The following is a 17,894-nucleotide window of genomic DNA, read 5'->3' as shown; positions in this document are numbered from 1 at the left end:
ACGTTCAGCGGCGACCCGTTCCGACAACGCCGTGAAAAATTGATGGCCGAATTCCCCGCCTTTTTCGGCCACCAACGATATGTGACTATTTGTTGCATTTAATGTTGCATTTTGTTGCGACGACGTTATGATTGCGACCATCACCTTTGGGAGATTGTTTCACTATGGCGCAGGAATTCCCGACGCAGGCACGCGTCGTCATCGTCGGCGGCGGCATCATCGGCTGCTCGGTCGCCTATCATCTGACAAAACTCGGCTGGACGGACGTCGTGCTGCTTGAGCAGGGCCAACTCAGCGGCGGCACCACCTGGCACGCGGCGGGCCTTGTCGGGCAATTGCGCAGCCACGCCAACATGACCAGCCTGATCAAATATTCGACCCAGCTTTACAGCGAGCTCGAGGCCGAAACTGGCCTTGCCACCGGCTGGAAGAACTGCGGCTCGCTGTCGGTCGCCCGCACCGCCGACCGCATGACTGTGCTCAAGCGCACAGCTGCCTCGGCCCGCGCGCAGGGCGTCGACATCGAGGTGATCTCGGCCAAGGAGGCGCAGGACCTGTGGCCTGTCATGGCGATCGACGACCTCGTCGGCGCCGTCTGGCTGCCGGGCGATGGCAAGGCCAACCCGACCGACCTGACCCAGTCGCTGGCCAAGGGCGCGCGCAATCGCGGCGCACGCGTCATCGAGCGTGTCCGCGTCACCGGCATCAAGACGAAGGACGGCAAGGCGACGGGTGTTTCGACCGACAAGGGCGATATCGCAGCCGAGATCGTCGTCAACTGCGCTGGCCAGTGGGCGCGCAAGGTCGGTGCGATGTGCGGCGTCACCGTGCCGCTGCACTCGGCCGAGCACATGTACATCGTCACCGGCAAGATCGAGGGCGTGCATCCAGACCTGCCGGTCATGCGCGACCCCGATGGCTTCATCTACTTCAAGGAAGAGGTCGGCGGCCTTGTCATGGGCGGCTTCGAGCCAGAGGCCAAGCCGTGGGGCATGAAGGGCATTCCTGATGATTTCGAGTTCGCGCTGCTGCCCGACGACTGGGACCAGTTCGAGATCCTGATGCAGAACGCGCTGGTGCGCGTGCCGCAGCTGGAAACATCAGAGGTCAAGAAATTCTACAACGGGCCGGAAAGCTTCACCGCCGACAACAACTTCATCCTTGGCGAAGCGCCGGAACTGAAGAATTTCTACGTTGGCGCCGGCTTCAATTCGATGGGCATTGCCAGCGCCGGTGGTGCGGGCAAGGCGCTGGCCGAGTGGATCGTCAACAGTGCGCCGACCATGGATCTGTGGCCGGTCGACATCAGGCGTTTTGCCGGCTTCAACAACAACCCGCGCTGGCTCCACGACCGCGTGAAGGAAACGCTCGGTCTGCACTACGCCATGCCCTGGCCGAACCGCGAGCTCGACACAGCACGGCCCTTCCGCCGCTCGCCGCTCTATGACCGGCTGGCCGCCAAAGGCGCCTGCTTCGGATCCAAGATGGGCTGGGAGCGCGCCAACTGGTTTGCGGCATCGGGCGAAAAGCCCGAAACGCAATATTCCTTCGGCCGCCAGAACTGGCACGACGCGGTCAAGCGTGAGATGAAGGCCACCCGCGAGGCCGCCGGCATCTTCGACCAGACCTCGTTCGCCAAGCTTCTGGTGCAGGGCCGCGACGCGGCTTCGGCGCTGAACCGTATCTGTGCCGCCGACATCGACGTCGAGATCGGCCGCTCGATCTATACCGGCCTGCTCAACGAGCGCGGCGGCTATGAAAGCGACCTGACGGTGATGCGCCTGGGCCGCGACAAGTTCCTGATCGTAACCGGATCGGCGCAAGCGGTGCATGACGCCGACTGGATCAACAAGAACATCCCCGACAATGCGCATGTCACGCTGACCGACGTTACCTCGTCCTATTCGGTGTTGGCGCTGATGGGACCACGCTCACGCGACGTCCTTGCCAGGCTGACCTCGGCCGACCTGTCCAATGTCGGTTTCCCCTTCGCCACCATTCGCGAGATCGACATCGGCTATGCCACTGCCTACGCCAACCGCATGACTTATGTCGGCGAGCTTGGCTGGGAGCTGATCGTCCCGAGCGAATTCGCCGTCGGGGTCTATGAGGCGCTGCATGAGGCCGGGCGCGAGTTTGGGCTGACCGATTGCGGCTACTACGCGCTGGAAGCGCTACGTATTGAGAAGGGCTTCAGGGCCTGGAGCCGGGAGCTCACGCCCGACGTCAATCCGTTCGAAGCCGGTCTCGCCTTCGCCGTGTCGATGGACAAACCTGGCGGGTTCATCGGCCGTGAGGCGCTGGTCGAGGCAAAGGCCAAGGGCAAGCTGACACGCCGCATCGTGCAGTTCACGCTCGATGACGAAGCACCGATGCTGTGGGGTGGCGAGTTGATCCTGCGCGACGGCAAACCGGTCGGCGAAGTGCGCTCGGCGGCCTACGGCCACACGCTCGGTTGTTCCGTCGCCCTTGGCCTGCTCGACCATGCCGACGGCGTCGACAAGGCGTTCATCGAAGGCGGACGCTACGAGATCGATCTTGCCGGCGAACGCCATGCGGCGACCGCCCATCTCAAGGCGCCCTACGACCCGAAGTCCGAGCGCGTGAAGGCCGACAGCACTGAACTGCGCGCTGCCGCGTAAAAGTTCATCTGCCCCCTCACCTGACCGCCCCTCCCATATCGGGAGGGGCTTTTTCTTGTCCGTCAGGCTTCAGCGAGCTTGAGCATGGCGATACCCAGGAGCACGACAACAACGCCGCCCAGACGCAGCGGACTGAGCGTCTCGCCGAACAGCACGACGCCCATGATGACGGTGCCGGCCGCCCCGATCCCGGTCCACACCGCATAGGCCGTGCCGACGGGCAACGCTTCCAGCACACGGCCAAGCAGGTAGACGAAGGCTGCCAGCAGCAGCACCGAGACGATCGACCAGCCGGGCCGCGTGTAGCCTTGGGCATATTTCATCGACACCGCCCACGCGACGTCGAGCACGCCGGCAACAACCAGCAAGGTCCAGGCAAGCCCCTGGCTCATCGTCAGGCCGCGAGCTTCATGCCTTCGGCCCGCATCGCCTCGCGCACCTTCGGCCGTGCACTGATGCGATCCATATAGGCGCGCAGCCGCGGGAAAGCGGAAAGGTCGACCTTGGCGAAGGCTGACCAGCCGACGATTGTGAAGAGATAGGCGTCGGCGGCGGTGAAGGTCTCGCCCAACAGATAGGAACCACTGCCCTCCAGGTGGTTTTCGACATAGGCAAGGCGTTCAGCGATCTTGCCGCGCGCCACCTCCTGCGCCTGGGCGCCATACTCGGGATGAAACAGCCACGGGCTGTACATCTTGTGCAGTTCGGAGGCGACGAAGTTGAGCCATGACTGCAACAGGTAGCGTTCGCGCGTGCCGGCCGCCGGCGCCAGCTTCGCCTCAGGCTTGAGGTCTGCGAGGTACTGGACGATCGCAGAACCCTCGGTCAGGAGCGAACCGTCGTCGAGTTCGAGCACCGGCACATAGCCGTTGGGGTTTACCTTGGTGAAGTCATGGCCGGAGCCGGTGACATGCGGCTTCCTGGAGATGTCGACCCGCTCGATGTCGAGCGCGATGCCGGCTTCGAGCGCCACAATGTGGGGCGAGAGCGAGCAGGTGCCGGTGTCGTAGTAGAGTTTCATGATCTGTCCTCTTGGGTTCTGACCGTGTGGTCGTTGCTTCCGGGGACAAAGTTAGTCGTTGCGCATTCGCAATACTCATTGGATATTTGCCAGCCGCGCTTGCATGACTACAAACTCGGGTCATGCTAGAAGGCTCGCATGGACGACTGGAACGAACTCAGGCTGGTGCTGTCTGTGGCTCGCGCGGGCAGCCTGACCGCTGCGGCAGGCTTGCTCGGCATCGACCACTCGACTGTCTTTCGTAGGCTCAATGCGCTCGAGCAGCGGCTGGCGGTGCGCGTATTCGAACGTCTTCCAGGGGGCATCTACCAGCTGACGTCAGCGGGCGAACGCATGGCCGCCGCCGCGGAACGCATGGAAGACGAGGCGCTGGCCCTGGCGCGCGACATCGCTGGCGCCGACGGCCGGCTGTCTGGCCGGCTGCGCGTCACCTCTTCGGAAACGCTGGCCTACTCCAGGCTGACCGGGCACCTCGCAGCCTTCCGGCAGGCCCATCCCGGCATCCTCGTCGAACTTGCCATCGAAAACCGCGTGCTCTCGCTGTCACGCCGCGAGGCCGACGTAGCGCTCAGGCCGATCCGGCCCAAGGAGGGCGATCTGTGGGGGCGCAAGCTCGCCGGCGTCGCCTGGACCTTCTTTGCCTCCCCCGCCTATCTCGACGCCCATGGCGGCGGGATCGAAGGCCCAAACGACATTGAACGTCATGCATTGGTCGGCTGGGAGGAGACGGCCGGCGGCATCATGGCCGCCGACTGGCTGGACCGGAACGTTTCGACTGAGAGCTTCGTCTACCGCACCAACAGCTTGGTCAACCATGCGGTCGCGGCAAAAGCCGGCATCGGCCTGGCGCTCCTGCCCTGCTATCTCGGCGACGGCGAGCCGGGGCTGGTGCGCGCGCTGGCCGAGCCATTGCCCGAACTTGCTGGCGAGCTGTGGATCGTCACCCATTCCGATCTCAAGGCGACGGCCCGCGTCCGCGCCTTCTTCGATGTCGTTGGCGAGGGACTGGCCCGCGAGAGGGACCTATTCGAAGGCAAGCTATGCTTGTGATCAGTGGCCATGCTGGAAGGTCGATAGCCGGGCAGCTTTTGGTACTTGCGGTCAGAACCAAACAATGGCTCGCTGGCCCAAATTGTAATGTGGAACGAAGGGAGGACCAGCCATGCTTTATGCCATCCTGGCGTATCACGCCGAGGGAGTGGTCGAATCCTGGACCGAGGAGGAAGACGCGGCACTGATGGAGGATCTGCTCGAGATCAACGATCGTCTTGTCAGCGAGAAGCATCTGGGACCGGCGGCGCGCCTCGGGCCGACCGACAGCGCGGTCACGCTGAGGGGAAAAGGACTCGGACTGGTCACCGACGGTCCGTTCGCCGAGACCAAGGAGCAGCTGCTCGGTTTCTACGTGGTGGACTACCCCAGCATGGACGGCGCAGTGGCCGCGGCACGCGAGTTGCGTTCAGCCAATCCGACCGCTGTCTATGAAATACGGCCGATCATGCTGTATGTACCCGGCGCTTCGATCGCCGCCGGCGACGGCTAGCAGGCATTCTCCTCAGGTCGCGGCGCGCTCTTCAGCGGCGACACCCTCACGCTTGCACCGCCAGGCATTCAGTGATCGCCTGTTGTCCCGCTCCCGCCATCGTCTGGAGGGCACGGCGCACTCCCGGCATCTGAAGGTCTCCCGCGCCAAGCACACGGGCAACGAGGCAAGCGCTCAGGGCCAAAAGCTGAAGGAAGGTTGATGCCGTTTTCATAGCCATCGCCAGTCAATAGCGTCCCGTCCGAAGCCTGGTGGCCTCGACACACGGTTCGGTTTCTTGGGTCTGCGAATGTTCGGATGGCGGTCGCATTGCCGATCTGATCCGAAGTCAGATAATTCCTACCATGAAATCTTGTTTCACACCAGAGGAATTTTCTGCTGGCGTGTGATTGGGTTCAACCCGCTGCGGCCATCGACCTGGCGATGTCGAGGAAGACCCGCACCAGCTTGCCACCGCTGCGTTCCTTGAGACAGATGAGCGCCTCGTCCATCAGCATTTCAGGCGCGGCGATGGGGATTCGCACCAACCGCGCATCCTGGCCGAACTCGGCGGACGAAACGAAGCCGACGCCAGCACCTGACGCCACGATCTCGCGCACCGCCTCTCGCCCCTCTGCCTCGATCGCTGGCTTGAACTCAAAGCCTTCCTTGGCGGCGAGGTCTTCCAGCTTGGCGCGGGTCTTCGAGCCGCGCTCGCGCATCACCAGCGGCAGCAAGGACAATTCGTGCAGAGACAGCGATTTGGCCGAGGCGAGCGGGTGGTCGGTGGAAACGAAAGCCACGATCGGCGTCGAATTGAGGTTCACCACTTCGAAATCGCGGCCTGTGGGGATTTCACCAAGCACGCCGATGTCGGCCTCGTAGCTGTAGAGGCTGGAAATCACGGTCTCGGTGTTTCCGGCGCGCACCGACACCTGGATGCCGGGATATTTCTGGCGGAACTGGCCGAGGATATGCAGCAGATGGTGGGCGGCATCGGCAACGATGCGCAACGTGCCCGAGCGCAATGCGCGAGACTCAGACAGAAGCTCCAGCGCCTGCTGCTCGGTGTCGAACATGCGCCGGGTGATTTCAAGCAGCTGCTGGCCGGCCACCGTCGGCGTCACCTGTTTCTTGTGGCGGTTGAACAAGAGCACATCGTACTCTTCCTCGAGCTTGCGCACCTGATCGGAAATTGCCGGCTGGGTGAGGAACAGCGTTTCGGCGGCGCGCGAAAAGCCGCCGCAAATCGCCACATAATGGAATGCCCGAAGCTGAACGTAGCGCATGTCTACTCCCTGACGTCGGGGTAGAATACCAATAAACTCAGCCAATACAAATATCGAAACTAACGATTTGATTTATATTCAAAACCACCGAGGATAAGGCAAGCGCCACAGTTGCGCGCTTGCAATCGGAGGCTCTCGGCCATGCATTTCATGTTCATCCTGCTGCAACTGGCTGGCGCCATCATGCTGCTGTTGTGGGCGGTACGCATGGTCCGCACCGGCGTCGAGCGCGCCCATGGTGCTGTGCTGCGCGAAGCGTTACGCGGCGCAACCAAGGGTCGACTGAAAGCGGCAACGGCCGGCACGGCGCTGGCCATCCTGTTGCAGAGCGCAACTGCGGTCGCAGTGCTTGCCGCAGGCTTCGCCACCACCGGTGTGCTGACCGTTTCAGGCGGGCTCGCCGTGATGCTCGGCGCCGATGTCGGCTCGGCGCTGGTGGTGCAGGCGCTGTCCTTTGATCTCAGCTGGCTGGTGCCGCTGCTGCTGTTTTTCGGCGCCACCATGTTCCTCAAATTCGAGGCGCGCATCGTCAAGCAGACAGGACGTACCTTGCTCGGCATCGCCTTCATCCTGATTTCATTGCGCATGGTCGGCGAAGCGACGGCCCCCATGCGCCATAGCGCGCTGTTGCCGATGGCCGTCGACTATCTGCGCAGCGATCCGGTCACCGCCTTTGGCGCGGCCGCATTATTCACCTGGTTGATCCACTCCAGTGTCGCTTCGGTACTGTTGTTCATGTCGATGGCAGCCCAGGGCGTGCTGCCGGCGGAAGTGGCGCTGCCGATGATCCTCGGCGTCAATCTCGGCGCCGGGCTCGTCGCCGTCGGGCTGACACGCGGCCAAGCCATCGAGGCGCGCCGCATCCCCGTCGGCAACCTGATCTTTAGGGCCGTGGCGGCCGTCGCGATCCTGGTTGCACTGCAACTTATCGAATTGCCAATGGGGTGGTTCGGCGCCAGCGCGGCGCGTCAGGTGGTCAACCTGCACCTCGCCTTCAACCTGGCACTGCTGGTGCTGTGCCTGCCGTTCACCGGGCCGATGGAGCGCCTGGTAGCGCTGATCCTGCCCGACGCACCCGCAGGTGCGGAAAGCTTCGACCTGATGTCGCGGCGGGTCAGCGCGCTCGACCGCACGGTGATCAAGATGCCGAGCGTGGCGCTCGCCAGCGCCACGCGAGAGGTGCTGCGCATGGCGGAAGTGGTGGAGATCATGCTGCGCCCGGTGATGGATCTTTTCGATTCCGGCGACCGTGCTCGCGTCGAGCAGGTGCGCAAGCTCGACGAGGAGGTCAACCGCGCCCACACCGACATCAAGCTCTACATCGCCGAGGTCAACAGGGGCACGATGAGCCAGGAAGAGGCGCGGCGCGGCATCGAGCTGACCGATCTTGCGATCAATCTCGAGCATGCCGGCGACATCATCGCCAAAAACCTCCTGGTTCTGGCACAGGAGAAAAACGACAAGCGGCTGAGCTTCTCCAAGGAGGGCTGGAGCGAGCTGACCGCCCTGCACGACCGCGTGCTGGCGAACATGCAGATCGCCATGAACGTGCTGGTCTCGGGCGACCTCGACGCGGCGCGCCAGCTGGTCGTCGAAAAGGAGCGCATGCGCAAGCTCGAGCGCGAAAGCCACGAGCGACACCTCAAGCGCCTGCAATCAGGCACGCCGCAAAGCATCGAGACCAGCGACATCCATCTCGAGGCCGTGCGTGCGCTCAAGGAGTTCAATTCGCTCCTGGTCTCGGTCGCCTACCCGATCCTGACCCAGAGCGGCGACCTGCTGGAAAGCCGGCTTGCCAAGATCGCCTGACGGGATTGCCTGTCATACAGGCATCATCGATCAGGCTTATGGATGAATACAAAATAACGATTTTACATATGGATTGCCTGTCAGCAAAGTGAAGCCGAACAAGACATCCGAAGACGGCCAGGAGAAAAGAAATGCTGTCCGAACACAAGCTTGCGGCTCAGGCCCCCTTCCCCGCACCGGCTCTCGGCGAACCCTATCTGCTGACGCCCGGACCGCTGACCACCTCTTATGCCGTCAAGCAGGCGATGCTGCGCGACTGGGGTTCGTGGGATGGTGACTTCCGGGCGATGACGGCGGAGATGCGCCAGCGCCTCCTCGCCATGCTCGGCGACGGGAGCGGCGAATTCGATTGCGTGCCGATGCAAGGCAGCGGCAGCTTCGCCGTCGAGGCGATGCTCGGCTCCTTCGTTCCACGCGACGGCAAGGCCCTGGTGCTGGTCAACGGTGCCTATGGCCAGCGAATCGTCCAGACGCTCGGCTATCTCGGCCGCGATCACGTGGCGATCGACAAGGGCGACTACATGCCGCCGCGCGGCGGCGAAGTGGCCGCAGCGCTCGATGCCGATCCTGCAATCACCCACGTCATCCTCGTTCACTGCGAAACCAGCTCCGGCATCCTCAACCCGGTCGCCGAGATCTCCGAGGCGGTCTACGCCAAGGGCCGCAAGTTCCTGGTCGACTCGATGAGCGCCTTTGGTGCGATCCCGCTTGAAGTCAGCAAAGTGCGCTACGAGGCCATGGTGTCGTCGGCCAACAAGTGCATCGAAGGCGTGCCCGGCTTCGGTTTCATCATTGCCCGCAAGAGCGAGCTTGAAGCCGCCAAGGGCCGCAGCCATTCGCTGAGCCTCGATGTGCATGCCCAGTGGGCGCACATGAACAAGACCGGCCAGTGGCGCTACACCCCGCCGACACATGTCGTCGCCGCCTTCCTCGAGGCGCTTCGCCAGCATGAGGTCGAAGGCGGCGTTGCCGGCCGTGGCGCGCGCTACACCAGAAACCGCGACGTCATGGTATCCGGCATGCGCGAACTGGGTTTCGAAACGCTGCTCAAGGACGGCTGGTTGTCGCCGATCATCGTCACCTTCTTCAACCCGGCCCATCCGGACTTTTCCTTCGACCGCTTCTATGAGCTGATGAAAGAAAAGGGCTTCATCATCTATCCCGGCAAGCTGACGGTGGTGGACAGCTTCCGCGTCGGCTGCATTGGACGCATGGACGAGCACGTCATGCGAAAGGTGGTCGAGGCCGCCGGCCAGTCGCTGCGCGAAATGGGCGTCGACACCGCTGCTCCCCCCGCAGCTGCCATCGCCGAGCGCGCCAAGCTCGCCGCCTGACAACAAGAAGATCACAAGGACCCTCCCATGAACAAGATGACCACGATCAACGTCAGCGCCAACGGCCGCAGCTATGAATGGCCGCGCGTGCCGGCGATTGCGATTTGCCTCGACGGCTGCGAACCGGCCTATCTCGACGAGGCGATCAAGGCAGGCCTGATGCCCTCGCTGGTGAAGATCCGCGCCAACGGCACCGAACGCACCGCCCACAGCGTCATCCCGAGCTTCACCAACCCCAACAATCTGTCGATCGCCACCGGCCGGCCGCCGGCAGTGCATGGCATCTGCGGCAACTATCTCTACGAGCGCGAGACCGGCAAGGAAGTGATGATGAACGACCCGCGCTTCCTGCGCGCGCCGACCGTCTTCCAGGCCTTTTACGATGCCGGTGCGCGGGTTGCCGTGGTCACCGCCAAGGACAAGCTGCGCGCTCTTCTCGGCAGCGGCCTGAAATTCGACGAGGGCCGCGCCATCTGCTTCTCGTCGGAGAAGTCCGATGTCTCGACCAAGGCCGAGCACGGCATCGACAATGCATCCGCCTGGCTCGGCAAGCCGGTTCCGGAAGTCTATTCGGCCGAGCTGTCGGAGTTCGTCTTTGCCGCCGGCGTCAAGCTGCTCAAGGAATTCAAGCCTGACGTGATGTATTTGACCACCACCGACTACGTGCAGCACAAATATGCCCCCGGCGTGCCGCAGGCCAACGCCTTCTACGAGATGTTCGACAAATATCTCGGCGAACTCGACGCGCTGGGTGCTGCCATCGTCATCACCGCCGACCATGGCATGAAGCCCAAGCACAAGGCCGACGGCACACCCGACGTGGTCTATGTCCAGGACGTTCTCGACGAATGGCTGGGCAAGGACGCAGCACGCGTCATCCTGCCGATCACCGATCCTTATGTCGTCCACCACGGCGCGCTCGGTTCGTTCGCCACCGCCTACCTGCCCGAAGGTGCCGACCAGGCCGACATCATGAAGCGCCTCGCCGCCATTGAAGGCATCGACGTCGTCATCGACAACGCCACCGCCTGCGAACGTTTCGAACTGCCATCCGACCGCATCGGCGACATCGTGCTGGTGTCCACCGAAAACAAGACCATCGGCACCAGCGAGCATCGCCACGATCTGGCAGCGCTCAACGAGCCGCTGCGCTCGCATGGCGGCCTGACCGAGCAGGCGGTACCGTTCATCGTCAACCGCAAGCTGCCGTCGCTGCCGAACGAACCGGTTCTGCGCAACTTCGATGCGTTCTATTATGCCGCCATGGCGGCAGCTCTGGCCTGAGGGAGGACTGACGATGGTCAAGGCTGAAACAACGTTCAAGGTGCGCCACGAACCGATGCGCATCGCCGGACGCAAGGTCGATGCCGATGGCGTCGTCAACGTCCATTACCCCTACACCGATGCGGTGATCGGCACGGTGCCTGCGGGGCGTGCCGAGCACGCCCGCCAGGCCTTCGAGATCGCGGCCAACTACAAGCCGAAGCTGACGCGCTACGAGCGTCAGCAGATCCTGTTTCGCACGGCAGAGGCGCTTGCCGCACGCAAGGAAGAGATCTCCGACATCATCACGCTGGAGCTCGGCATCTCGAAAGCCGATTCCTTGTACGAGGTCGGCCGCGCCTATGACGTATTCACGCTGTCGGCACAGATGTGCATCCAGGACGACGGCCAGATCTTTTCCTGCGACCTCACCCCGCACGGCAAGGCACGGAAGATCTTCACCACGCGTGAGCCACTGAAGGCGATCTCGGCGATCACGCCGTTCAACCATCCGCTCAACATGGTCTCGCACAAGGTGGCACCGGCGATCGCCACCAACAATTGCGTCGTGGTCAAGCCGACCGAACTCACCCCGATGACGGCGCTGATCCTCGCCGACATTCTCTACGAGGCAGGTCTGCCGCCGGAGATGCTGTCGGTGGTGACAGGCATGCCCGCCGACATCGGCGCCGAGATGATCACCAACGACAACATCGAACTGATCACCTTCACCGGTGGCGTTCCGGTCGGCAAGCTGATTGCCCGCACCGCCGGCTACAAGCGCCAGGTGCTGGAACTCGGTGGCAACGATCCGCTGATCATTCTCAATGATCTCTCGGATGACGATCTCGCCAAGGCGGCCGATCTCGCGGTGGCAGGTGCGACCAAGAACTCGGGCCAGCGCTGCACCGCGGTCAAGCGCATCCTGTGCCAGGAAAGTGTTGCCGACCGCTTCGTGCCGATGGTGCTGGAGCGGGCGAAGAAGATCAGGTTCGGCGACCCGATGGACCGCTCGACCGATCTCGGCACCGTGGTGCACGAAAAGGCCGCCGCACTGTTCGAAAGCCGCGTCTACATGGCCGCCGAACAGGGTGCCGAAGTGCTCTACGACCCCGGCCGCAAGGGCGCGCTCTTGCCGCCGATCGTCGTCGACCGCGTTCCGCATACGTCGGAACTGGTCATGGAAGAGACGTTTGGCCCGATCATTCCGATCGTGCGCGCGCCCGACAATGACGATGAACTGATCGCGCTGTCCAACTCCACCGCCTTCGGCCTGTCGTCAGGTGTGTGCACCAACGACTTCCGCCGCATGCAGAAATACATCGCCGGGCTTCAGGTCGGCACCGTCAATATCTGGGAAGTCCCCGGATACCGCATCGAGATGTCGCCATTTGGCGGGATCAAGGATAGCGGCAACGGCTACAAGGAAGGCGTCATCGAGGCGATGAAGAGCTTCACCAACGTCAAGACATTCTCGTTGCCCTGGGCCTAAGCGCACTTGTCTTGAGCCGGCAAATCAGATGAGTCTCGACGAGGGGGCGCTTGCGTCCCCTCGTCTGCGTCTGGAGGGTAAATGCACCTGTTCGATGCCGTTGCGTGGCGAGCTGCTTGCGCGCCACTGACCTTGCCCCTTCGCCGCAAGATGGCCTGATCGCATGTCCGGTTTCGCGCTGACCATCGTGCTGGTCGCGGCATTCCTGCACGCCAGCTGGAACGCTGTGGTCAAGGCGGCAACCGACAGGGCGATCGTGCTCGCTGCCGTCTCGGCCACGCACGCAACACTCGGCACGGTTCTTGTCTTGTCAGCGCCGTCGCCGTCGATGGAAAGCTGGATCTACATCTTCCTCTCGACCGTCATCCACTTCGGCTACTACGTCTTCCTGTTCCAGTCTTATCGGCTCGGCGATCTTAGCCAGGTCTATCCGATCGCGCGTGGATTGGCCCCCGCCCTGGTTGCCTTCGGCGCCTATGTGATGATCGGCGAAACACTGCCGCCGCTGGGCTGGGCCGGGCTTGCCGCAGTCACCTTCGGCATCGCCTTCCTGGCCTTCCAGCGCGGCGCGGCGAATGCTGATCCGCGTGCGGTGGGGGCGGCGGCGATCAACGGCGTGCTGATCGCCTCCTACTCTGTCGTGGACGGTATCGGCGTTCGCCTGTCCGACAGCCCGTTCGGTTACATGGGCTGGCTGTTCCTGCTCGAATTTCCGGTGACGTTGTTTGTGCTGTTCCGCCGGCGCGGCGCCACCCACACCATCGATCTCCGCACCGTCGGGCTGGGGCTGATCGGCGGGCTGGGCGCAGTCACCGCCTATGGACTGGTTATCTACGCCAAGACCATCGCCCCGCTCGGTGCGGTGTCAGCGGTACGGGAATCGAGCGTCATCATCGCCGCCCTGATCGGGTTGTTCATCTTCGGCGAGCGCCCTTGGCTGGCGCGTGTCATCTCGGCTGTCATCGTCGCTTGCGGCGTTATTGCGCTGGCCTTTTCCTGAGAATTCACGTGCCTGAAACAGGCTTGTCACACGCCTGTCGCAGGGCTGTGCAGTTCATAAGCTGAGCCTACAGTATCATAAAAAGAATAGATTTTACTTATTGACCCCCGGTTCCCAGTATCAGCCTTGGACGAGGCGCAATCGGGGCAATCGCGGCAAGCGCATCCCTGCTCAGACCTCTCCCAATCAGAATGTGCCTAAGCGATTCAAATGGGAGCCAGATATTCATGAACCACAAGAAATCCTTCGCGCTCGCCGCCTTCGCAACGATGATGATGTCGTCGGCTGCATGGTCGGGGACCGAGCTCACCGTCTACACGGCGATCGAAGCGGAAGACCTCAAGCGCTACGCCGAGTCCTTCATCCAGGATCACCCCGACATCAAGCTCAACTTCATCCGCGACTCCACTGGCGTCATCACCGCCAAGCTGCTTGCCGAAAAGGACAATCCGCAAGCCGACGTGATCTGGGGACTGGCGGCAACCTCGCTCCTGGTGCTGAAGAGCGAAGGCATGCTCGAGGCCTATGCGCCGAAGGGCGTGGAACAGCTCAAGCCCAACTTCATCGACAAGGACACGCCGCCAAGCTGGGTCGGCATGGACGCCTGGGCTGCCTCGATCTGCTTCAACACGGTTGAGGGTCAGAAGCTCGGCCTGACCGCGCCGAAAAGCTGGAAAGACCTCATCAAGCCCGAATACAAAGGCCATGTCGTGATGCCAAACCCGGCATCGTCGGGAACCGGCTTCCTCGATGTATCGAGCTGGCTGCAGCTGTTCGGCGAGAAAGACGGCTGGTCCTACATGGATGGCCTGCACCAGAACGTCGCCACCTACACGCATTCCGGCTCAAAGCCTTGCAAGATGGCTGCGGCGGGCGAAACGGTCATCGGCATTTCCTTCGAATTCCGCGCCGCAAAGTCCAAGGCTGAAGGCGCCCCGCTCGACATCGTCATCCCTTCCGAAGGCATTGGCTGGGACATGGAAGCGTCGGCGATCGTTGCCGGCACCGCCAACGAGGAAGCGGCCAAGACCCTGCTTGACTGGTCGATCAGCAAGAAGGCCAACGAGATGTACAATGTCGGCTACGCTGTGGTCGCCATGCCGGGTGTCGCCAAGCCGGTTCAGTACCTGCCGGCCGATATCGAAGACAAGATGATCAAGAACGACTTCGAGTGGGCGGCCAACAACCGCAAGGCCATCCTCGAGGAGTGGACCAAGCGCTACGACTCGAAGTCCGAGCCGAAGAGCTGACCACCGGCTTTTCCAGTTGAACCGGACGTCGCCGAGGGGCGGCGTCCGATCTCTTGCCCCCAAGCCGGATGATCACGATGAGACACGAAACCCTCGCCGGGCAGCCGCGAACTCCGACTGATGTGAGCGCCATGACCGCCGCCAGCCTGAACGTGAAGCCAGCCTATCTTGAGATCTCCAACGTGTGGAAAGCCTTCGGCGATTTCCATGCGTTGAAGGACATCTCGCTCGACATCCGCGAGGGTGAGTTCGTTTGCTTCCTCGGCCCGTCGGGCTGCGGCAAGACAACCCTGCTCCGCGCCATCGCCGGACTCGACCTGCAGACACGCGGCACGATCCGCCAGGGTGGCAAGGACGTTTCCACGCTGCCTCCGTCGCAACGCGACTATGGCATCGTCTTCCAGTCCTACGCGCTGTTTCCCAACCTGACGATCTCCAAGAACATTGCCTTCGGCTTGGAAAACACCAAGCGCCCGCGCGCCGAGATCGAGGCCCGCGTCACCGAACTGCTCAAGCTCGTCGGCCTGCCTGAACAGGGCAACAAGTATCCTGCACAGCTTTCCGGCGGCCAGCAGCAGCGCATCGCGCTCGCCCGGGCGATTGCCATTTCGCCGGGCCTGCTTTTGCTCGACGAGCCGTTGTCGGCGCTCGACGCCAAGGTGCGCACGCATCTGCGCCACGAGATCAAGGAACTGCAGCGCAAGCTCGGCGTCACCACCATCATGGTCACCCACGACCAGGAGGAAGCGCTGTCGATGGCCGACCGCATCGTGGTGATGAACCACGGTGTCATCGAGCAGATCGGCTCGCCAACCGAGATCTACCGCCATCCTGCAACGCTGTTCGTCGCCGACTTCATCGGCGAGGCGAACAAGTTCAAGGCAACGGCCGAAAAAGGCTCTGTCAGCTTCGGTTCGAAGACCTTCAAATGCGCCGCCCATTCGTTCGACGCCGGTGTATCTGTCATCGTGGCCATCCGGCCTGAGGATGTCATCCCGCACGGGCCCGGTGCCCGTTCGCCGGGTGCGCCCGATGTCGTGAAAGAGCCGGCGAACCTGCTCGACGTGACCATCGGCGAGATGGAATTCCTAGGTTCATTCTGGCGCACCCGTCTGCGTGGCGCGGATCTAGGCGACGAGACGCTGATTGCCGACTTCTCGATCAACGCCGCCCGCCGCCTGACACTGACGGAGGGAACAGCGCTTACGGTCGAGCTGCCGGAAGAACGCCTCCTGGTCTATCCCGGAGGACAATGACATGGCGATGGCAATCGACACCGCCCTGCCGGCCGGCCGCACGCTGAAGCTTGCCCTCGACAAGGACGAATTGATCAAGCGCGGCCTGATGGTGGTCATCGCGCTCTATCTCATCGTCGCGCTGGCTGCCCCGCTTTATGTCATGCTGTCGAAGTCGTTTTCGACCTACAGCTTCGATCTCGCCAGGTTCGAGTTCCAGGTTAGCGATGCCGCTGGCAACTGGAGCGAGCCGGTCACTGCCGCGGCACTCAACGACAAGATCGCCGCTGTCTCGCCGGAGGCGCTGGCAACCAATTCCGACGGCCGCCTGCAAGCGACGAGCTTCTTTCCCGATTTCAGCTTCCGCAGCCCTGTGAAATACAAGATCCGCGGCACGTCAGCGGATGCGAGCTATCTCGTCGGACTGCAATTGCACGGTGGCACAGAGTGGCGGGAGCTCGGTTCCAACGAATTCCGCCGGGTGATGCTCAGGCCGTCGCGGTCGATAGGCCTGGAAAATTACACAACCTATTTCTCGACGCCGACGCTGTTCCGTTCGATCGAAAACTCGGTCTTTATCGCCTTTATCAGCACCATCGTCACCGTCGGGCTCGCATTCGGCTTTGCCTATGCGCTCAACCGCAGCTGCATGCGCTTCAAGGACGCCTTCAAGCTGGTCGCCATGGTGCCGATCCTGGTGCCTTCGTTGCTGCCAGGTATCGCGCTGATCTACCTCTTCGGTAATCAGGGCATGTTGAAGGACCTGCTGATGGGCGCGTCGATCTACGGGCCGCTCGGCATCATTGTCGGCTCGGTGTTCTTCGCCTTTCCGCACGCCATGATCATCATATCAACCGCACTGGCAATCTCTGACCAGCGCCATTACGAAGCGGCGGCTTCGCTGCGTGCCAGCAACTGGCGTACATTCTGGACGGTCACCATTCCCGGCGCGCGCTATGGCCTGATCTCGGCGGCCTTTGTCGTCTTCACGCTCGTCATCACCGACTTCGGCCTGCCTAAGGTCATCGGCGGTCAATACAACGTGCTTGCCGTCGACATCTACAAGCAGGTGATCGGTCAGCAGAACTTCGAGATGGGCGCGGTCGTTTCGGTGATCCTGCTCGTCCCGGCCATCGCCGCCTTCATCGTCGACCGCATGGTGACGAAGAAGCAGGTGGCGCTGCTGTCGGCCCGGTCGGTGCCCTATCAGCCCAAACCAAGCCGCCGCTTCGACACGCTGTGCCTCGCCTGGTGTTCGCTGATTGCCGTCTTCATCGTGGGCATCATGGCCACAAGCCAGCTCGCAGCGGTCGTCAAGCTGTGGCCCTATGATCTCAGCTTCAGCCTCAGGCACTTCGCCTTCGACCGCATGGACGGCGGCGGATGGGCTTCGTACTACAACTCGATCCGGCTTGCCGGCCTGACTGCAGTCTTCGGCACGATCATCGTTTTCGTCGGCGCCTATATGGTCGAAAAGACCGAAGGTTTCCGCACGGGACGCTCGGCATTCCAGTTCCTCGCCATGCTGCCGATGGCCGTGCCAGGCATGGTTCTGGGTCTCGCTTACATCTTCTTCTTCAACGACCCGGCCAACCCATTGCATGCCGTCTATGGCACCATGACCATCCTGGTGGTCTGCACCATCACTCACTTCTACACGGTCGGGCACCTCACGGCGCTAACCGCGCTGAAGCAGATCGACCAGGAATTCGAGCCGGTGGCGGCGTCGCTCAAGCAGCCGTTCTACAGGCTGTTTGCCCGCGTCACGGTGCCGGTCTGCCTGCCCGCCATTCTCGAGATTTCGATCTACCTGTTCGTCAATGCCATGACCACGGTTTCGGCGGTGGTGTTCCTCTATTCGAAAGACACCGCACTGGCCTCGGTCGCCGTGCTCAACATGGATGACGCCGGCGACGTGGCGCCAGCTGCTGCGATGGCAATGATGATCTTTTACACCAATGCCGCCGCACGCCTGATCCACCTGTTTCTGTCCAAGGTGCTGATCGCTCGCACCCAGGCGTGGCGGATGCGGTAGGA

14 protein-coding genes are annotated in these 17,894 nt (G+C 62.5%); 11 read left to right on the top strand and 3 right to left on the bottom strand.

Annotated elements, in window-relative coordinates:
• The first annotated feature begins 164 nt into the window (after window positions 1-164).
• Entirely contained in the window at window positions 165-2,642 is a 2,478-nt protein-coding gene (locus J1C56_RS15935) for a GcvT family protein (RefSeq protein ID WP_214391037.1), read from the top strand.
• Between the two features lie 62 nt (window positions 2,643-2,704).
• Here the strand turns inward: J1C56_RS15935 and J1C56_RS15930 are convergent, their stop codons facing one another.
• Together J1C56_RS15930 and gstA are read right to left on the bottom strand one after the other, a co-directional pair.
• A complete protein-coding gene (locus J1C56_RS15930) occupies window positions 2,705-3,034 on the bottom strand; it encodes a DMT family transporter (protein ID WP_214391036.1) in 330 nt (109 codons plus the stop codon).
• A 2-nt stretch (window positions 3,035-3,036) separates the two neighbouring features.
• Window positions 3,037-3,663 carry a glutathione transferase GstA gene (gene gstA / locus J1C56_RS15925; protein ID WP_214391035.1) on the bottom strand — a complete coding sequence of 209 codons (627 nt, stop codon included), beginning with the start codon at window positions 3,661-3,663 and terminating at the stop codon, window positions 3,037-3,039.
• A gap of 138 nt (window positions 3,664-3,801) precedes the next feature.
• Between gstA and J1C56_RS15920 the strand changes: the two genes are divergently transcribed.
• Entirely contained in the window at window positions 3,802-4,713 is a 912-nt protein-coding gene (locus J1C56_RS15920; protein ID WP_214391034.1) for a LysR family transcriptional regulator, read from the top strand.
• Window positions 4,714-4,825: 112 nt separating this feature from the next.
• On the top strand, window positions 4,826-5,206 hold the full coding sequence (locus tag J1C56_RS15915; protein ID WP_214391033.1) for a YciI family protein: 381 nt from the start codon (window positions 4,826-4,828) through the stop codon (window positions 5,204-5,206).
• 395 nt (window positions 5,207-5,601) lie between these two features.
• Here J1C56_RS15915 and J1C56_RS15910 read toward each other — a convergent pair whose 3' ends face one another.
• Window positions 5,602-6,474, bottom strand: coding sequence for a LysR substrate-binding domain-containing protein (locus J1C56_RS15910; RefSeq protein WP_214391032.1), 873 nt, complete (start codon window positions 6,472-6,474; stop codon window positions 5,602-5,604).
• A 141-nt stretch (window positions 6,475-6,615) separates the two neighbouring features.
• Between J1C56_RS15910 and J1C56_RS15905 the strand changes: the two genes are divergently transcribed.
• The 8 genes from J1C56_RS15905 (at window position 6,616) to J1C56_RS15870 (ending at window position 17,892) form a co-directional block, all read left to right on the top strand.
• Window positions 6,616-8,283 (top strand): Na/Pi cotransporter family protein, encoded by a 1,668-nt coding sequence (locus J1C56_RS15905; RefSeq protein WP_214391031.1) that lies wholly within the window; start codon window positions 6,616-6,618, stop codon window positions 8,281-8,283.
• 131 nt (window positions 8,284-8,414) lie between these two features.
• Complete coding sequence (locus tag J1C56_RS15900) at window positions 8,415-9,617, top strand: 2-aminoethylphosphonate--pyruvate transaminase (RefSeq protein WP_214391030.1); 1,203 nt, start codon at window positions 8,415-8,417, stop codon at window positions 9,615-9,617.
• Window positions 9,618-9,644: 27 nt separating this feature from the next.
• Window positions 9,645-10,901 (top strand): phosphonoacetate hydrolase, encoded by a 1,257-nt coding sequence (gene phnA / locus J1C56_RS15895; RefSeq protein ID WP_214391029.1) that lies wholly within the window; start codon window positions 9,645-9,647, stop codon window positions 10,899-10,901.
• A gap of 13 nt (window positions 10,902-10,914) precedes the next feature.
• Window positions 10,915-12,372 carry a phosphonoacetaldehyde dehydrogenase gene (phnY, locus tag J1C56_RS15890; protein WP_214391028.1) on the top strand — a complete coding sequence of 486 codons (1,458 nt, stop codon included), beginning with the start codon at window positions 10,915-10,917 and terminating at the stop codon, window positions 12,370-12,372.
• A gap of 163 nt (window positions 12,373-12,535) precedes the next feature.
• On the top strand, window positions 12,536-13,372 hold the full coding sequence (locus J1C56_RS15885) for a DMT family transporter (protein ID WP_214391027.1): 837 nt from the start codon (window positions 12,536-12,538) through the stop codon (window positions 13,370-13,372).
• Between the two features lie 227 nt (window positions 13,373-13,599).
• The gene (locus J1C56_RS15880; protein WP_214391026.1) at window positions 13,600-14,622 is read left to right on the top strand and encodes a putative 2-aminoethylphosphonate ABC transporter substrate-binding protein; all 1,023 of its coding nucleotides are present in this window, start codon (window positions 13,600-13,602) and stop codon (window positions 14,620-14,622) included.
• A 77-nt stretch (window positions 14,623-14,699) separates the two neighbouring features.
• The gene (locus tag J1C56_RS15875) at window positions 14,700-15,878 is read left to right on the top strand and encodes a putative 2-aminoethylphosphonate ABC transporter ATP-binding protein (protein ID WP_420797400.1); all 1,179 of its coding nucleotides are present in this window, start codon (window positions 14,700-14,702) and stop codon (window positions 15,876-15,878) included.
• Between the two features lies 1 nt (window position 15,879).
• The gene (locus J1C56_RS15870; protein ID WP_214391025.1) at window positions 15,880-17,892 is read left to right on the top strand and encodes a putative 2-aminoethylphosphonate ABC transporter permease subunit; all 2,013 of its coding nucleotides are present in this window, start codon (window positions 15,880-15,882) and stop codon (window positions 17,890-17,892) included.
• The last annotated feature ends 2 nt before the right edge of the window (window positions 17,893-17,894 follow it).

This window comes from Aminobacter anthyllidis (genome assembly GCF_018555685.1).
Taxonomy (GTDB): Bacteria; Pseudomonadota; Alphaproteobacteria; order Rhizobiales; family Rhizobiaceae; genus Aminobacter; species Aminobacter anthyllidis.
The sequence above is the reverse complement of the archived record's forward strand: the minus strand, read 5'-3'. Positions and strand labels throughout refer to the sequence as shown.

What these genes read in the sequence shown, in the direction of transcription:
- J1C56_RS15875 (WP_420797400.1), top strand. Translation starts at nt 14,700, where the DNA reads ATGAGACACGAAACCCTCGCCGGGCAGCCGCGAACTCCGACTGATGTG.
- J1C56_RS15935 (WP_214391037.1), top strand. Translation starts at nt 165, where the DNA reads ATGGCGCAGGAATTCCCGACGCAGGCACGCGTCGTCATCGTCGGCGGC.
- phnY (WP_214391028.1), top strand. Translation starts at nt 10,915, where the DNA reads ATGGTCAAGGCTGAAACAACGTTCAAGGTGCGCCACGAACCGATGCGC.
- J1C56_RS15870 (WP_214391025.1), top strand. Translation starts at nt 15,880, where the DNA reads ATGGCGATGGCAATCGACACCGCCCTGCCGGCCGGCCGCACGCTGAAG.
- J1C56_RS15910 (WP_214391032.1), bottom strand. Translation starts at nt 6,474, where the DNA reads ATGCGCTACGTTCAGCTTCGGGCATTCCATTATGTGGCGATTTGCGGC.
- J1C56_RS15880 (WP_214391026.1), top strand. Translation starts at nt 13,600, where the DNA reads ATGAACCACAAGAAATCCTTCGCGCTCGCCGCCTTCGCAACGATGATG.
- J1C56_RS15920 (WP_214391034.1), top strand. Translation starts at nt 3,802, where the DNA reads ATGGACGACTGGAACGAACTCAGGCTGGTGCTGTCTGTGGCTCGCGCG.
- gstA (WP_214391035.1), bottom strand. Translation starts at nt 3,663, where the DNA reads ATGAAACTCTACTACGACACCGGCACCTGCTCGCTCTCGCCCCACATT.
- J1C56_RS15885 (WP_214391027.1), top strand. Translation starts at nt 12,536, where the DNA reads ATGTCCGGTTTCGCGCTGACCATCGTGCTGGTCGCGGCATTCCTGCAC.
- J1C56_RS15905 (WP_214391031.1), top strand. Translation starts at nt 6,616, where the DNA reads ATGCATTTCATGTTCATCCTGCTGCAACTGGCTGGCGCCATCATGCTG.
- J1C56_RS15915 (WP_214391033.1), top strand. Translation starts at nt 4,826, where the DNA reads ATGCTTTATGCCATCCTGGCGTATCACGCCGAGGGAGTGGTCGAATCC.
- phnA (WP_214391029.1), top strand. Translation starts at nt 9,645, where the DNA reads ATGAACAAGATGACCACGATCAACGTCAGCGCCAACGGCCGCAGCTAT.
- J1C56_RS15930 (WP_214391036.1), bottom strand. Translation starts at nt 3,034, where the DNA reads ATGAGCCAGGGGCTTGCCTGGACCTTGCTGGTTGTTGCCGGCGTGCTC.
- J1C56_RS15900 (WP_214391030.1), top strand. Translation starts at nt 8,415, where the DNA reads ATGCTGTCCGAACACAAGCTTGCGGCTCAGGCCCCCTTCCCCGCACCG.